We start from the raw sequence: 13475 nt of genomic DNA on the forward strand, positions 1-13475 counted from the left end.
CGGCGCCTGCCCGCCTGTCCCCGACCGGACGACTGGGCAGGCGCCGTTGCATGTCCGGACGCCTACTCGTACCAGACGCCGTCCAGCGGTCCTCGCTCGGTGACGGCCCGGACCCCGGGCGGCAGCACGGCCCTCGCCAGGTCACCGCGGACGTGCTGGTAGAGCGTGGGCGTGGGCAGGCCGGCGGTCTGGATCCAGCCCCTGCCGTGCACATGCCCGGCCGCGATCAGCTCCTCCGGCTGTCCCGGCGGGGCCAGGTCCCGGCGGTACAGCTGGGAGATCGTCCGGCCGGCGTCCGCGAAGGCGAAGCGTGCGGCGTAGGCGTAGCCGTCGTCGTTCAGCCAGACGTAGAGCACCACGGGTCGCTCCAGCACCGACCGGAACCACTCGGCCGACCGGTCCGCCAGTTCCCCGATCGTGCCGGTGGCCTCCAGCGCCCAGCCGGAGGGGCGGTCGGGCAGCGTGAACAGCTGGTTGTGCAGACGGTCGCCGTGGACCCGGTCGCCGTAGAAGTGCACGCCGACGTCCATGAGGTGGCGCCGTGCGTGGGGGTCGCCGAAGGACAGGCAGGCGACCAGCGAGTCCCAGGCGTCCGTGCGCAGGACGTCACCGCCGACACGGGCCTCGGCCCAGCCGGCGGTGCGCTCCCGCAGCGCGGCCGCGAAGGCCCGCTCGGCGTCGGTGAACTCGAACTCCTCGTCGTCCTCCGGTTCGATGACGAACCACGGATGCTCAGGCATGGCCGGAAGCGTACGGTCGGCGCTCCCGGCCGGGCACCCGGTTTTCCGGCGCCCGCTCAGCTCGTCAGCGACGCCACCCGCACCGAGGTCAGGACGAGCAGCAGCGCCAGCAGGGCCACGCACACACCCGTCTGGACGAGGACGCGCCGGCCGTCCCGGGGCGCGTACGCGTACGCCAGCGTCACCACACCTCCCGCCAGCAGGCCGCCGGCGTGGGCCTGCCAGGAGGTCATCCCCGCGGAGACCAGCAGCCACAGCAGCAGGCCCGCCATGTAGCGGTTCACGGCCCGCATGTCGTGGCCGAGGCGGCGGCCCATGACCCAGTAGGCGGCGCCCAGGCCGAAGATGGCGCCGGACGCGCCGACCGTGAAGGCCGTGGGGTCGAGCAGCAGCACCAGCACCGAACCGCCCAGCGCCGACAGCAGGTACAGGGCGAGGTAGCGGACCCGGCCCAGCTGGGCCTCGACGACCTGGCCCACGTTCCACAGCGCGAGCATGTTGAACAGGATGTGCGTGATGCCGAACGTGCCCTCGTCGGGCGTCAGATGAAGGAACGCGCCGGTCAGCATCCGGTACCACTCGCCGTGCGCGACACCCGCCGGGAGGTAGCCCGCGGGCACCGTGCCGAGCATGGCGAAACGGTCCTCGACGGACGGCCGGGCCAGCTCCGCGACGTAGGCGAGCACGTTCAGCGCGACCAGCACGTACGTCACCAGCGGCACCGAACTGATCCGGCCGCCGAACGCGGTCCGCGCCTGCCGGACCGAGCGGGCACCTTCCTTCACGCACTCGACGCACTGGTGGCCGACGGAGGCCTCGCGCATGCAGGAGGGGCAGATGTAGCGGTCGCAGCGGGTGCAGCGGACGTAGGACTCCACCTGCGGATGACGGAAGCAGGTGGTCACGGCGGACTCGGCGGCCACGGCCGGCTCCTCGGAGGAAGGAAAGCGGGACAGGATCGAGCCGGTGGGGCGGCGGTGATCAAAATAGCGAACTCATATGACCGGCGTAAGGACAGGGGCCCGTGACCACGTAGGCTCGGCCGTCCGGACAGCGGAGGGGAGACCATGGCCGCGATCAGCCTGCGCAAGGTGGAGGAGACCGCGCCCGCGCTCGTCGGCGCCTACCGCTCGGCCGGGGTGTCCCTGCGCAAGCACGGCCTGGACGGGCTGCGCGCCGCCGTCTACCTCGTCATCGACTACTCCGGCTCCATGAAGCCCTACTACCAGGACGGCAGCGTGCAGGCGCTCGCCGACCGGGTGCTGGGGCTGTCCGCGCACCTGGACGACGACGGGCGGGTGCCGGTGGTGTTCTTCTCCACGGACATCGACGCGGTCACGGACATCGCCCTCGACGACCACCGGGGCCGCGTCGACCGGATCGTCTCCGGGCTCGGGCACATGGGCAGGACGAGCTACCACCTGGCGATGGACGCCGTCATCGACCACTACATGGACAGCGGCGCCACCGACCCCGCCCTGGTCGTCTTCCAGACCGACGGCGGCCCGATCAACAAGCTCGCCGCGGAGCGCTACCTGTGCAAGTCGGCGCCGCTTCCCCTGTTCTGGCAGTTCGTCGGCTTCGGCGACCCGGGCAGCCGGCAGTTCGACTTCCTGCGGAAACTGGACGAACTGCCCGTCCCCGGCAGGCGGATCGTGGACAACGCCGGCTTCTTCCACGCGGGACGGAACCCGCGGCAGGTCTCCGACGCGGAGTTGTACGACCGTCTCGTCGGCGAGTTCCCGGCCTGGCTGGCGGCCGCACGCGCCGCGGGCATCGTGCGCCCCTCCTGAAGCCGGCCGCTCACGGGCCGGGCGCTCACGGGCCGGCCGCGAGGGCGTCGCCCAGCACCAGGTCCCGGCACTCCTCGGGCGTCCCCCACGCGCCCCGCAGCGCGCGGGCCCTGGTCAGCCACAGGGACAGGTCGTACTCGGCCGTGTAGCCGATAGCGCCGTGCAGTTGCAGGGCCGTGCGGGCGGCGGTGTGGGCGGCCTCGCAGGCCTTGAGCTTGGCGGCGGCCACGTCCGTGGGGCGCATCGAGACCGCCGCGCCGTACACCAGGGGCCGGGCGAACTCCAGGGCGGTCCGGGTGTCCGCCAGCCGGTGCTTGACGGCCTGGAAGGAGCCGATGGGGACGCCGAACTGGGTGCGCCGGCGGACGTGGTCGAGGGTCCGGTCGAGGAGGGCGAGTCCCACGCCGAGGGCCTGGGCGGCGACGGCCAGGCGGATCCAGGCGAGGGCCCGGGCGCGGGGCGGGTCGGGGGTGAGGAGTTCGCCGTCCGGGGGCAGCGGGGTCAGACGGCGGGCGGGGTCGAGGGAGCGGTGCACCGGGCCGGGATCCGCCGTGCACAGGTACAGGCCCTCGGGGGCCGGGTACAGCCGCAGGGAGGCCGCGTCCCCGTCGAGGGCGTGACCGGTGGGCGCCGCCACCGTCGCGAGGTCCGTCCCGGCCGCGAGTCCGGCCAGGAAGCGCTTGGCCGACGGGGGTTCGCCGAGCAGCACGGCCGCGCCGACCGTCTCCGCCAGCGGCCCGGGCACCGCGTGGCGGCCCAGCTCCACGAAGGCCACCGCCAGGTCCACCGGGCGCGGCCCCAGCCCCCCGTGCTCCTCCGGCACCGCGAGGCCGAACACGCCCGCCCGCGCGAGCCGCGACCACAGCGCACGCCCGCTCGCGTGGTCGCCGCGGCTCCAGTCCCGGATCACCGCCGGGGTGTCCGCGGCCGTCAGCAGCGCGTGCAGCGACCCGGCGAAGGCGCGCTGCTCGGCATCGAGGACGAAGCGCATCAGCGGCGTCCCTTCGGCAGGCCGAGCAGGCGCTCGGCGATGATGTCGCGCTGGATCTCGTTGGTGCCCGCGTAGATCGGTCCGGCGAGCGAGAAGACGTACCCCTCGGACCAGTCGGTGCCGGCCAGTTCGCCCTCGGCGCCGAGCAGGTCGAGGGCCGTCTCGTGCAGGGCCAGGTCCAGTTCGGACCAGAACACCTTGTTCATGCTGGACTCCGGGCCGAGCCGGTCGCCGTCCAGGAACCGGGAGGCGGCCTCGTAGGTGAACAACTGGTAGGCCCGCGCGCCGACCAGGGCGTCCGCCACCCGCTGCCTCGCGTGCTCCGGGCAGCCCCGGCTCCGCCAGAGTCCGAGCAGCCGGGCCGCGGAGGCGAGGAAGCGGCCGGGAGAGCGCAGGGTCAGCCCGCGTTCGTCGCTTGTTGTGGACATCGCGATCCGCCAGCCCTGGCCGGGCTCGCCGACGACGTCCTCGTCGGGCACGAACACGTCGTCCAGGAACAGTTCCGCGAAGGCCGGCTTCCCGTCCAGGCGGGCGATGGGGCGGACGGTGACACCGGGGGCCCGCAGGTCGAACATGAGGTAGGTGAGCCCCTGATGCGGCTTCGGCGCCCCGGGATCGCTGCGGAACAGGCCGAAGGCCCGGTCGGCGAAGGCCGCCCGCGAGGACCAGGTCTTCTGCCCGCCGAGCAGCCAGCCGCCGTCCGTCCGCACCGCCCTGGAGGCGAGCGCGGCGAGGTCGGATCCCGCTCCGGGCTCCGACCAGGCCTGCGCCCAGACCACCTCGCCGCGGGCCATCGGCGGCAGCACCCGCGCGCGCTGCTCCTCGGTGCCGTGCTCGAAGAGCGCCGGGGCGAGCAGGCCGACGCCGTTCTGCCCGACCCGGCCCGGAGCGCCCGCCGCCCAGTACTCCTCCTCGAAGACCAGCCACCGCAGCAGGCCCGCGTCCCGCCCGCCGTACCGCTCGGGCCACGACACGACCGACCAGCGGTCCGCGGCCAGTTCGGCCTCCCACGCGCGATGCGCGGCGAAGCCCGCCGCCGTCTCCAGGGACGGCAGCGGGGTGCGCGGCACATGCGCCTCCAGCCAGGCCCGGGCCTCGGCGCGGAACTCCTCGTCGGCCGGGGAGTGGGTCAGGTCCACGGTCGCCGTCACCATCCTTCCCTAACAAGTGTTTGGTAGGTTAGCGTGGCCCCATGACAGGCGTCGAGAGCCCGGCCCGCGTCCCCGGGCACGGACTGCTGCAGGGGCGCACCGCCGTCATCACCGCGGCGGCCGGCGCCGGTATCGGAGGAGCGACCGCGCGCCGCTTCCTGGAGGAGGGCGCGCGCGTGCTCATCAGCGACGCGCACGGCCGCCGGCTGAAGGAGTACGAGGCCGAACTGGGCCGGGACTTCCCCGGCGCGGTGACGGCCCTGCCGTGCGACGTCACCGACGAGGGACAGGTCCGGGCGCTGTTCGAGACCGCCGCCGCCCAGCACGGGCGACTCGACGTCGTCTTCAACAACGCGGGCCTCGGCGGCACTTCGCCCCTCGTCGACATGACCGACGAGCAGTGGTCGAAGGTCCTGGACGTCACCCTGGGCGGCACCTTCCGCTGCACCCGCGCGGCCCTGCGCGCCATGCGGGAGACCGGCGGCGGGGTGATCGTCAACAACGCCTCCGTCGTCGGCTGGCGCGCCCAGGCCGGCCAGGCCCACTACGCCGCCGCCAAGGCCGGGGTGATGGCCCTGACCCGGTGCGCCGCGATCGAGGCGGCCGCCTACGGTGTGCGGGTCAACGCCGTGGCGCCGAGCCTCGCCCTGCACCCGCACCTGGCGAAGGTCACCTCCGCCGAACTGCTGGCGGAACTGACCGAACGGGAGGCCTTCGGGCGCCACGCGGAACCCTGGGAGGTGGCCAACGTGGTCGTGTTCCTGGCCTCCGGCTACTCCTCCTACATGACCGGCGAGGTCGTCGCCGTCAGCAGCCAGCACGCCTAGGACCAGAATGGGTGCGTGCCGACCAAGAAGAAGCCCCAGGTGACCCCCGCGGCGGCCCGGCGCGGCGAACTCCTCAGCACCGCTGCCGAGGTGTTCGCCGAGCACGGCTACAACGCCACCACCGTCCGCAGGATCGCCGACCACGCCGGGATGCTCGCGGGCAGCCTCTACTACCACTTCGACTCCAAGGAGTCGATGCTCGAGGAGATCCTGCGCACCTTCCTCGACGAGCTGTGGGACGGCTACGACACCGTCCTGGCCTCCGGACGCGGGCCCCGCGAGACGCTGGAGGCCCTGGTCACCGAGTCCTTCCGGGAGATCGACCGGCACCGCGCGGCCGTCGCGATCTACCAGAAGGAGAGCAGGCAGCTCGCGGCCCAGGACCGGTTCGCCTTCCTCGCCGACTCCCAGCGCAGGTTCGAGAAGACCTGGCTGTCCACCCTGGAACGCGGGGTCGCCGAACACGTCTTCCGCGCCGACCTGGACGTCCGGCTCACCTACCGGTTCGTCCGCGACACGGTGTGGGTCGCCGCCTCCTGGTACCGGCCCGGCGGACAGCACAGCCCCGAGGAGATCGCCCGGCAGTACCTGTCGATGGTGCTGGACGGCATCGCGGTCCGCGATGAGCACGGAGCACACGGCGAACAGAGCGAGCACAGCGGATAACACCCCTTTCCTGACGAGGGAGTCGCCATGGCCGAGGCCTACATAGTCGAAGCGGTCCGCACGCCCGTCGGGCGGCGCGGGGGAGGACTCGGCGAAGTCCACCCGGCCGATCTCGGCGCGCATGTCCTCAAGGCCCTCGTGGAGCGGGCCGGGATCGACCCGGCCGCCGTGGAGGACGTCGTCCTCGGCTGTCTGGACGCGGTGGGTCCGCAGGCCGGGGACATCGCCCGCACCTGCTGGCTGGCCGCCGGACTGCCCGAGGAGGTGCCGGGCGTGACCGTCGACCGGCAGTGCGGCTCCTCGCAGCAGGCGGTGCACTTCGCCGCGCAGGCCGTACTCTCCGGCACCCAGGACCTGGTGATCGCGGGCGGGGTGCAGAACATGACCCAGATCCCCATCGCCTTCGCCTCCCGGCAGGCCGCGGAGCCGCTCGGCCTGACCGACGGCCCCTTCCTCGGCAGCACCGGCTGGCGCGCCCGCTACGGCGACCGGCCCGTCAACCAGTTCGCCGGCGCCGAGATGATCGCCGCCAAGTGGGGCATCGGCCGCGCGGAGCAGGAGGAGTTCGCCCTGCGCTCGCACGAACGGGCGGTCCTGGCCGTCGACACCGGCCGCTTCGAGCGCGAGACCGTCCCCTTCGGCGCGGTCGCGGTCGACGAGGGCCCGCGCCGGGACACCTCTCTGGAGAGGATGGCCGCGCTGAAGCCGGTCCTCGACGGCGGCACCGTCACCGCCGCCTGCTCCTCCCAGGTCTCCGACGGCGCCGCCGCCATGCTGCTCGCCTCCGAGCGCGCGGTACGCGACCACGGACTGCGCCCCCGCGCCCGCGTCCACCATCTCTCCGTGCGCGGCGAGGACCCCATCCGGATGCTCTCCGCACCCATCCCGGCCACCGCGCACGCCCTGGAGAAGACCGGCCTGGCCATCGACGACATCGACCTCGTGGAGATCAACGAGGCCTTCGCGCCGGTCGTCCTCGCCTGGCTGCGCGAGACCGGCGCCGACCCCGGGAAGGTCAACGTCAACGGCGGCGCGATCGCCCTCGGCCACCCCCTCGGCGCGACCGGCGTCCGGCTCATGACCACTCTGCTGCACGAACTGGAGCGCACCGGCGGCCGGTACGGCCTCCAGACCATGTGCGAGGGCGGCGGCCAGGCCAACGTGACGATCATCGAACGGCTGTGACGCCGGGCCGGGCCGTCAGCGCACGGCCCTGAGCCCGTCGAGGCCCGCCAGCACCTCCTCAGCCTCCGCCACGACGCGCTCCACCAGCTCCGCGCACGACGGCAGGTCGCCGATCACCCCGGCGACCTGCCCGGCCGCCATCACCCCGAGGTCCGTACGCCCGTCCACCATCGCGGACCTCAGCAGCATCGGCGTGTTCGCGGCGAGCAGCACCTGGCTCCAGGACAGCTCCTTGCCGTGCCGCAGGGCGAGGCCCTCACGGACCAGCTGCCGCCAGGTGAGACCGGACAGCCGCCGGAACCCGGCCGCCCGCCGCACCGCGTGCCCGAAGGCCCGCACGCGGCCGGACCGCTCCAGCGCCTCGACCAGGTCCGTGCGCAGCATCCGGTGCGGCAGACCGTCCACCGCCCGGGTGACCGTGACGTCCCGGACCGTCGCCGCCAGATATCTGGCCTTCACCGCGTCCGGCACCGTCGAGTCCGAGGTGAGCAGGAACCGCGTGCCCATCGCGACCCCGGCCGCCCCGTACGCCAGCGCCGCCACCAGGCCCCGGCCGTCGAAGAACCCGCCCGCCGCCACGACCGGTATCCCCACCGCGTCCACCACCTGCGGCAGCAGCACGCTCGTCGCCACCTCGCCGGTGTGCCCGCCGCCCTCGCCGCCCTGCACGACCACCGCGTCCGCGCCCCACGCCGCCACCTTCTCGGCGTGCCGCCGCGCCCCCACGGACGGGATGACGACCACGCCCGCCTCCTTGAGCCGCGCGATCAGCTCGGGCGACGGGGCCAGCGCGAAGGAGGCCACCCGGACGCCCTCCTCCACCATGATCCGCACCCGCTCGGCCGCGTCGCCCGCGTCGGCCCGCAGATTCACCCCGAACGGCGCGCCGGTGCGGGACCGGACCTCCCGTATCGCCTCGCGCAGCCGGCCGGGCGTCATCGTCGCGGACGCCAGGACGCCGAGCGCTCCCGCGTTCGCCGCGGCCGAGACCAGCCGTGGTCCGGCCACCCAGCCCATGCCGGTCTGCACGACCGGATGGCGGACGCCGACCAGCCGGGTGAGCGCGGTCTCCATCAGCCCCTCACCCCCTCGGGCACCTCACGGTCGCGCGCCCCGCCCGGGTCCAGCACCTCACGGATCAGCCGCAGTTCCTCGGCCTCCGGCTCCCGTGTGGCCGGCACCTCGTCCGGCACCGCGAGCGCGAAGCCCGTCGCCTCCCGCACCCGGGCGACGTCCACCCCCGGATGCAGCGAGGCGAGGCGCATCGAGCGGTCCGGCGTCGCGAAGTCGAACACGCCGAGGTCGGAGACGACCCGCACGATGCGGTGGAAGCGGGCCGTCGCGCCGAGCGCGGCCGCCCGGTCGTACCCCACCCCGCACACCATGTCCACGCGCTCCACGAACACCCGCCGGGAGTGCCGGGGGATCCAGTAACTCGTGGGGTTGTTCAGCGTGTTGAGCGGCGCCCCGCGCACTCCCAGCAGCTGGCGGCCGGGTCGCGCCCAGTCGCCGATGCAGGAGATGTTCTGGTTGCCGTACCGGTCGATCTGGCTCGCGCCCATCATCACGTGCCGTCGGCCGCCCGTCACCAGCTCCAGATGCTGCCGGTAGGGCAGCCGGCCCTCCGGGGTGCCGTCCGGGCGCACCAGCAGGGCCTCGCCGTCGGTCAGCAGCAGGTCCGGCGCGAAGGTGAGCCGGGCCAGCCGGGCGCCCAGCGAGGGGATCAGCCCCATCGGGCTCGCCAGGATCTCCCCGGCACCGCGCCAGGCGTCGGCGCAGGCGGCCACGCAGTACTCGGCCCGGGTGACCCTCATCGCCCCTGCTCCTTCCGCCGCTCCTCGACCGCCGCCCGGTACGCGCCCTCGTCGCCGGCGAGGAACCGCCCGGCGAACTCCGGCCACGGCGTGCCCGCGTACACCTTCTGGAACTCCTCGTCCCTGCCGTAGTCCGGCGCGCAGGACGTGAAGTGCGCGCCGTTCGGCGCCTCCACCACGCCCGTCACCGCGAGCCGTTTCAGCAGCAGTGACTGCGTCGGCGCCTCCTTGGTCAGCTCGGCCGTGTCCACGATCCGTTCGCAGGAGACGTAGGCGGTGTCCGCCGCGGCGCAGAACAGGTCGTCGAAGTACGGGTCCGGGCCCAGGCACTGGCCGTTGCCCAGCCGGTCGGCACGGTTGACGTGGACCAGCGCCGCGTCCATCCGCAGGGCGGGCATCGCCACGAACGTCTCCCCGTCCTCGTACGGCGAGGTCACCGTCCGCAGGGCGGGGTTGACCCGCATGACGTCCGAGCCGAGCCCCGCCCGCACGGGAAGGAAGGGCAGCCGGCGCGCCGCCGCCTCCAGGCCCCACAGGAACATCCCCTCGTCGACCTCGGTCAGTTCGAGGCCGCCGCGCTCGCGGGCCGCCCGGTAGTGCGGCTCCAGCGGGACGGAGTCGAGGGTGACGAACGCGGTGACCAGCCTGCGGATCCGGCCGGCCGCCGCCAGCATGCCGACGTCCGGGCCGCCGCACGAGACGACGGTGAGATCGCCGATCCCGGACCGCAGCAGCGCCCGCACCAGGGTCATCGGCTTGCGGCGCGAACCCCAGCCGCCGATGCCGAGGGTCATGCCGCTCTCCAGCCGGGCCACCACCTCGTCGGCGGTCATCGTCTTGTCGCCCATCTACGCACCCTCCTTCCCGAACGTGTCGCGGACCCGGCCGGCCAGGCCGCTCAGGTTGGCCTCGAAGGTGAAGCCCTGTTCGAAGCGGTAGCTGCGGCGCACGTCGACCGGGTCGATGCCGTTGATGGCGGCCTTGGCCATGCGCAGCAGCCGCCCGTCCTTGGCGGCGATCTCGCCGGCCAGCTCCAGCGCCGCCGCCCGCAGCCGCTCGCCCGGCACCACGCGCCACACCGAGCCGTGCCGGTGCAGCTCGGCCGCGCTCACCTTGCGCCCCGTGAAGTAGAGGGCGCGCATCAGATGCTGCGGGACCAGCCGCGCCAGGTGGGTCGCGGCGCCCAGCGCGCCCCGGTCCAGCTCGGGCAGCCCGAAGACGGCGTCCTCGCTCGCCACGATCGCGTCCGCGTTGCCCACCAGGCCTATCCCGCCGCCCAGGCAGAAACCCTGCACCGCCGCGACGACCGGGGTCTCGCACTCGTAGACCGCGGCGAAGGCCTCGGCGCAGCCGTGGTTCGCCCCGATCAGCGCCTGGGGGCCGTCCGCCTGTATCTCCTTGATGTCCACGCCCGCGTTGAACCCCCGCCCCTCGGCGGCCAGGACCACGCACCGGACCTCCGGGTCGCGGCCCGCCGCGCGCACGGCATCGGCGAGCGCGAACCAGCCGGCCACCGGCAGCGCGTTCACCGGCGGGAAGTCGACGGTGACCACGGAAATCCCCTTTTCCGGGGCCGAACGGCAGACACCCATGGACACATCAGCTACCTTTCCACCAAACATTTGTTAGGTGTGAGGCTTCGAAGCTAGCAGTCGGCGAAGACGAGCGGGAGGCCCTGTGGACAACTCGACCGCGCGCCCTGTGGACAACTCGCTGCACGGCAGGACCGTCGTCGTCACCGGCGGCACCCGGGGGGTGGGCGCCGGGATCGCGCGGGCCTTCGCCGACGCGGGCGCACACGTCCTTGCCTGCGCCCGCAGACCCCCCGAACAGCCCCTGGACGGCGTCGGGTTCGCCCCGCTGGACCTGCGCGACCCGTCCGCCGTGCGGGCCTTCTTCGCCGCGCTGCCCCGGCTCGACGTGCTGGTCAACAACGCGGGCGGCACGCCGTACCGCAGGCTCGCCGACGCGGACGCCGAACACCACGCGAGGGTCGTCGAGCTGAACCTCGTCGCCCCGCTGACCGCCTCCCTCGCCGCGTACGAGCACCTGCGGCGCGGCAGGGGCTCCGTCGTGATGGTCGGCAGCGTGAGTGGCGGCCGTCCCTCGCCCGGATCGGCGGCCTACGGCGCGGCCAAGGCGGGGCTCGCGAACCTGGCCGCCTCCATGGCGGTGGAGTGGGCGCCGGAGATCCGGGTCAACACGCTCGTGGTCGGCATGGTGCACACCGAACTGGCCCATCTGCACTACGGCGGCCCGGACGGCGTCGACGCCGTCTCCCGCACCGTGCCGCTCCGCCGGCTGGCCGCCCCCGCCGACGTCGGCGCCGCCGCCGTCTTCCTCGCCTCCGACGCCGCCGCCTACATCAGCGGGGCGAGCCTGCACGTGCACGGGGGCGGGGAGCGGCCCGCCTTCCTCGACGCCACAACCGCCCACAGGGAGAGCTGAGATGAGGGGAATCTGCGACGGCCGGGTCGTCGTCGTCACCGGAGCGGGCCGCGGACTCGGCCGCGCGCACGCCCTCGCCTTCGCGGCCGAGGGCGCCCGGGTCGTCGTCAACGACCTGGGCGTCGGACTCGACGGGGCGCCCGGCGCGGAGAGCCCCGCGGACGCCGTCGTCGCCGAGATCCGGGCCGCGGGCGGTGAGGCGGTCGCGCACGGCGGTGACATCGCCACCACCGAGGGCGCCGCCGCACTGGTCCGGGCCGCCGTCGAGACGTACGGCCGGCTGGACACGCTGGTCAACAACGCGGGCTTCCTCCGCGACCGCATGCTGGTCAACCTCGACGAGGACGACTGGGACGCCGTGCTCCGCGTCCACCTCAGGGGCCACTTCCTGCCGCTGAGGCACGCCGCCGCGCACTGGCGGGCCGAGGCCAAGGCGGGGCGCACCCCGCGGGCCCGGGTCGTCGGCACCAGCAGCGGGGCCGGCCTGCTGGGCTCGGTCGGCCAGGTCAACTACAGCGCCGCCAAGGCCGGGATCGTCGCGCTGACCCTCGTCGCGGCGGCCGAACTGGCCCGCTACGGAGTCCAGGTCAACGCGATCGCGCCCGCCGCCCGCACCCGCATGACGGAACGGGCCTTCGCCGCGACCATGGCGGCCCCGGCCACCGGCTTCGACGCCATGGCGCCGGACAACGTCTCCCCGCTCGTGGTCTGGCTCGGCTCCGCCGCCAGCGCGGGTGTGACCGGCCGGGTGTTCGAGGCGGAGGGCGGCCGGATCACCGTGATGGAGGGCTGGCGGCCCGGCCCCACCGCCGACAAGGGCGCGCGGTGGACACCCGCCGAGGCGGGGGAGACGGCGCTGAAGCTGCTGGCGGACGCGCAGCCGCCGGGCCGGGTGTACGGCGCCTGAACGGCCCCGCGATCCTCGGGGAGGCCTACGTGTCGCACTCCAGCACCGTCCGGCACAGCCCGCAGCGCGCTCGCACGCGGCCCCGGACCGGCACCCTGATCCGCTGGTGGCAGGTGGGGCAGGCGAAGGAGACGCGGAGGTGGCCCGCGGGGTCGGGGGTGAAGGCGTAGGGCGCCTCCGGCGGCACGGCGTGCGCGTGCCGCCGGTCGTGGGCGTACCGCCTGCGCCCCGCCCAGCCGGCCGCGGTCAGCGGTGGCTGCTGCTCGTCCCGGCGGGCCCGCTCCAGGCCCTTGACGTAGGCGGTGTAGGCCTGCGGGCTGGTGAACCACACCGACGGGTCCTCGGCGAAGAGCAGGGACCGCTTCGCCAGCACGTAGCCGAACTCCTCCGGGGTGAGGTAGCCGAGCTTCTGCGAGGAGACCCCGTCCTCCCGGAAGGCGTCCAGCAGCAGCCAGCCCGCGCCCAGGTAGGTGGTCACCGTGTCGGTGAGGATCTCGTTCTCCGCCGTGGTGGGGAAGGCGAGGTCCAGCCGGTGCAGATAGACGTGGGCGACCTCGTGGGCGAGCGCCGCGCCGATGTCCCTGCGGTGGGTGCGGAAGCGGTCGTTCAGTTCGACGAAGTACTCCGGTCCGGCCGCCAGTTCGACGTTCGCCGCGTGCGTCATCTCGCGGAAGCCGACGATCAGCCGCGCGTCCGGCAGCCGGAAGTGCCGCACGATCTCCCGGGCCACCCGCTGGGCGCCCAGGTGCAGGTCGTCGGTGTCGCAGAAGGCCACGTCGGCGGGGACCACGCTGGTCGAGAACGTCCGCACCGTCTCGTAGGACAGGCGCCTGTACAGCGCCGTGACGGCGGCCCGCACCGTCTCCAGGTGCGGAAAGCCGTGCTGGACCGGTCCGCCGTTCGCCACGTCCGTACCCCCAAAGACGCCGGAGCCCCCCTCCACTGTAGGCGGG

The 13475-nt window shown here is 74.0% G+C and carries 15 protein-coding genes; 6 read left to right on the plus strand and 9 right to left on the minus strand.

The features are described 5' to 3' along the window. Positions 1 to 62: 62 nt before the first annotated feature. Both ACZ7FF_RS03615 and ACZ7FF_RS03620 read right to left on the minus strand, forming a co-directional pair. On the minus strand, positions 63 to 740 hold the full coding sequence (locus ACZ7FF_RS03615) for a hypothetical protein (RefSeq protein ID WP_470809125.1): 678 nt from the start codon (positions 738 to 740) through the stop codon (positions 63 to 65). Positions 741 to 796: 56 nt separating this feature from the next. Then, positions 797 to 1663: a rhomboid family intramembrane serine protease gene (locus tag ACZ7FF_RS03620; RefSeq protein ID WP_470809126.1), complete on the minus strand. Its 867-nt coding sequence runs from the start codon at positions 1661 to 1663 to the stop codon at positions 797 to 799. A gap of 144 nt (positions 1664 to 1807) precedes the next feature. On the opposite strand from ACZ7FF_RS03620, the gene ACZ7FF_RS03625 reads away from it, so the two are divergent. After that, positions 1808 to 2533, plus strand: a complete 726-nt coding sequence (locus ACZ7FF_RS03625; protein ID WP_470809128.1) for a VWA domain-containing protein — start codon at positions 1808 to 1810, stop codon at positions 2531 to 2533. A 25-nt stretch (positions 2534 to 2558) separates the two neighbouring features. Here ACZ7FF_RS03625 and ACZ7FF_RS03630 read toward each other — a convergent pair whose 3' ends face one another. After that, positions 2559 to 3524 (minus strand): acyl-CoA dehydrogenase family protein, encoded by a 966-nt coding sequence (locus tag ACZ7FF_RS03630; RefSeq protein WP_470809129.1) that lies wholly within the window; start codon positions 3522 to 3524, stop codon positions 2559 to 2561. Beyond that, positions 3524 to 4663: an acyl-CoA dehydrogenase family protein gene (locus tag ACZ7FF_RS03635; RefSeq protein WP_470809583.1), complete on the minus strand. Its 1140-nt coding sequence runs from the start codon at positions 4661 to 4663 to the stop codon at positions 3524 to 3526. The genes ACZ7FF_RS03630 and ACZ7FF_RS03635 overlap by 1 nt, the downstream gene beginning before the upstream one ends. Positions 4664 to 4716: 53 nt before the next feature. Between ACZ7FF_RS03635 and ACZ7FF_RS03640 the strand changes: the two genes are divergently transcribed. The 3 genes from ACZ7FF_RS03640 to ACZ7FF_RS03650 are packed head-to-tail and all read left to right on the plus strand — an operon-like array spanning position 4717 to position 7353. Next, on the plus strand, positions 4717 to 5502 hold the full coding sequence (locus ACZ7FF_RS03640) for an SDR family oxidoreductase (RefSeq protein ID WP_470809131.1): 786 nt from the start codon (positions 4717 to 4719) through the stop codon (positions 5500 to 5502). A gap of 15 nt (positions 5503 to 5517) precedes the next feature. Then, positions 5518 to 6168, plus strand: a complete 651-nt coding sequence (locus tag ACZ7FF_RS03645) for a TetR/AcrR family transcriptional regulator (protein WP_470809133.1) — start codon at positions 5518 to 5520, stop codon at positions 6166 to 6168. A gap of 27 nt (positions 6169 to 6195) precedes the next feature. Next, positions 6196 to 7353: an acetyl-CoA C-acetyltransferase gene (locus ACZ7FF_RS03650; RefSeq protein WP_470809134.1), complete on the plus strand. Its 1158-nt coding sequence runs from the start codon at positions 6196 to 6198 to the stop codon at positions 7351 to 7353. A 15-nt stretch (positions 7354 to 7368) separates the two neighbouring features. Here ACZ7FF_RS03650 and ACZ7FF_RS03655 read toward each other — a convergent pair whose 3' ends face one another. From ACZ7FF_RS03655 to ACZ7FF_RS03670, 4 genes are read right to left on the minus strand one after another with little or no spacing between them, the layout of a single operon-like run. Beyond that, positions 7369 to 8427 carry an NAD(P)H-dependent flavin oxidoreductase gene (locus ACZ7FF_RS03655; protein WP_470809135.1) on the minus strand — a complete coding sequence of 353 codons (1059 nt, stop codon included), beginning with the start codon at positions 8425 to 8427 and terminating at the stop codon, positions 7369 to 7371. Then, positions 8427 to 9167 carry a CoA-transferase subunit beta gene (locus ACZ7FF_RS03660; RefSeq protein WP_470809137.1) on the minus strand — a complete coding sequence of 247 codons (741 nt, stop codon included), beginning with the start codon at positions 9165 to 9167 and terminating at the stop codon, positions 8427 to 8429. The genes ACZ7FF_RS03655 and ACZ7FF_RS03660 overlap by 1 nt, the downstream gene beginning before the upstream one ends. Beyond that, positions 9164 to 10015, minus strand: a complete 852-nt coding sequence (locus tag ACZ7FF_RS03665; RefSeq protein WP_470809138.1) for a CoA transferase subunit A — start codon at positions 10013 to 10015, stop codon at positions 9164 to 9166. Before ACZ7FF_RS03665 ends, ACZ7FF_RS03660 begins: the two co-directional genes overlap by 4 nt. Continuing rightward, on the minus strand, positions 10016 to 10759 hold the full coding sequence (locus ACZ7FF_RS03670) for an enoyl-CoA hydratase family protein (RefSeq protein WP_470809585.1): 744 nt from the start codon (positions 10757 to 10759) through the stop codon (positions 10016 to 10018). It lies immediately after the preceding gene. An 85-nt stretch (positions 10760 to 10844) separates the two neighbouring features. Here ACZ7FF_RS03670 and ACZ7FF_RS03675 point away from each other — a divergent pair, with 85 nt between their 5' ends. Together ACZ7FF_RS03675 and ACZ7FF_RS03680 are read left to right on the plus strand one after the other, a co-directional pair. Further along, positions 10845 to 11615 (plus strand): SDR family oxidoreductase, encoded by a 771-nt coding sequence (locus ACZ7FF_RS03675; RefSeq protein ID WP_470809140.1) that lies wholly within the window; start codon positions 10845 to 10847, stop codon positions 11613 to 11615. A 1-nt stretch (position 11616) separates the two neighbouring features. Then, positions 11617 to 12522, plus strand: coding sequence for an SDR family oxidoreductase (locus tag ACZ7FF_RS03680; RefSeq protein ID WP_470809142.1), 906 nt, complete (start codon positions 11617 to 11619; stop codon positions 12520 to 12522). Positions 12523 to 12547: 25 nt separating this feature from the next. On the opposite strand, the gene ACZ7FF_RS03685 is transcribed toward ACZ7FF_RS03680, so the two are convergent. Next, complete coding sequence (locus ACZ7FF_RS03685) at positions 12548 to 13429, minus strand: hypothetical protein (protein WP_470809143.1); 882 nt, start codon at positions 13427 to 13429, stop codon at positions 12548 to 12550. Positions 13430 to 13475: the final 46 nt, after the last annotated feature.

This window comes from Streptomyces sp. NPDC037126, from assembly GCF_055605965.1.

Coding starts and splice junctions, on each gene's coding strand:
- ACZ7FF_RS03615 (WP_470809125.1), bottom strand. CDS start 740: ATGCCTGAGCATCCGTGGTTCGTCATCGAACCGGAGGACGACGAGGAG.
- ACZ7FF_RS03680 (WP_470809142.1), top strand. CDS start 11,617: ATGAGGGGAATCTGCGACGGCCGGGTCGTCGTCGTCACCGGAGCGGGC.
- ACZ7FF_RS03655 (WP_470809135.1), bottom strand. CDS start 8,427: ATGGAGACCGCGCTCACCCGGCTGGTCGGCGTCCGCCATCCGGTCGTG.
- ACZ7FF_RS03660 (WP_470809137.1), bottom strand. CDS start 9,167: ATGAGGGTCACCCGGGCCGAGTACTGCGTGGCCGCCTGCGCCGACGCC.
- ACZ7FF_RS03665 (WP_470809138.1), bottom strand. CDS start 10,015: ATGGGCGACAAGACGATGACCGCCGACGAGGTGGTGGCCCGGCTGGAG.
- ACZ7FF_RS03625 (WP_470809128.1), top strand. CDS start 1,808: ATGGCCGCGATCAGCCTGCGCAAGGTGGAGGAGACCGCGCCCGCGCTC.
- ACZ7FF_RS03670 (WP_470809585.1), bottom strand. CDS start 10,759: ATGGGTGTCTGCCGTTCGGCCCCGGAAAAGGGGATTTCCGTGGTCACC.
- ACZ7FF_RS03640 (WP_470809131.1), top strand. CDS start 4,717: ATGACAGGCGTCGAGAGCCCGGCCCGCGTCCCCGGGCACGGACTGCTG.
- ACZ7FF_RS03650 (WP_470809134.1), top strand. CDS start 6,196: ATGGCCGAGGCCTACATAGTCGAAGCGGTCCGCACGCCCGTCGGGCGG.
- ACZ7FF_RS03630 (WP_470809129.1), bottom strand. CDS start 3,524: ATGCGCTTCGTCCTCGATGCCGAGCAGCGCGCCTTCGCCGGGTCGCTG.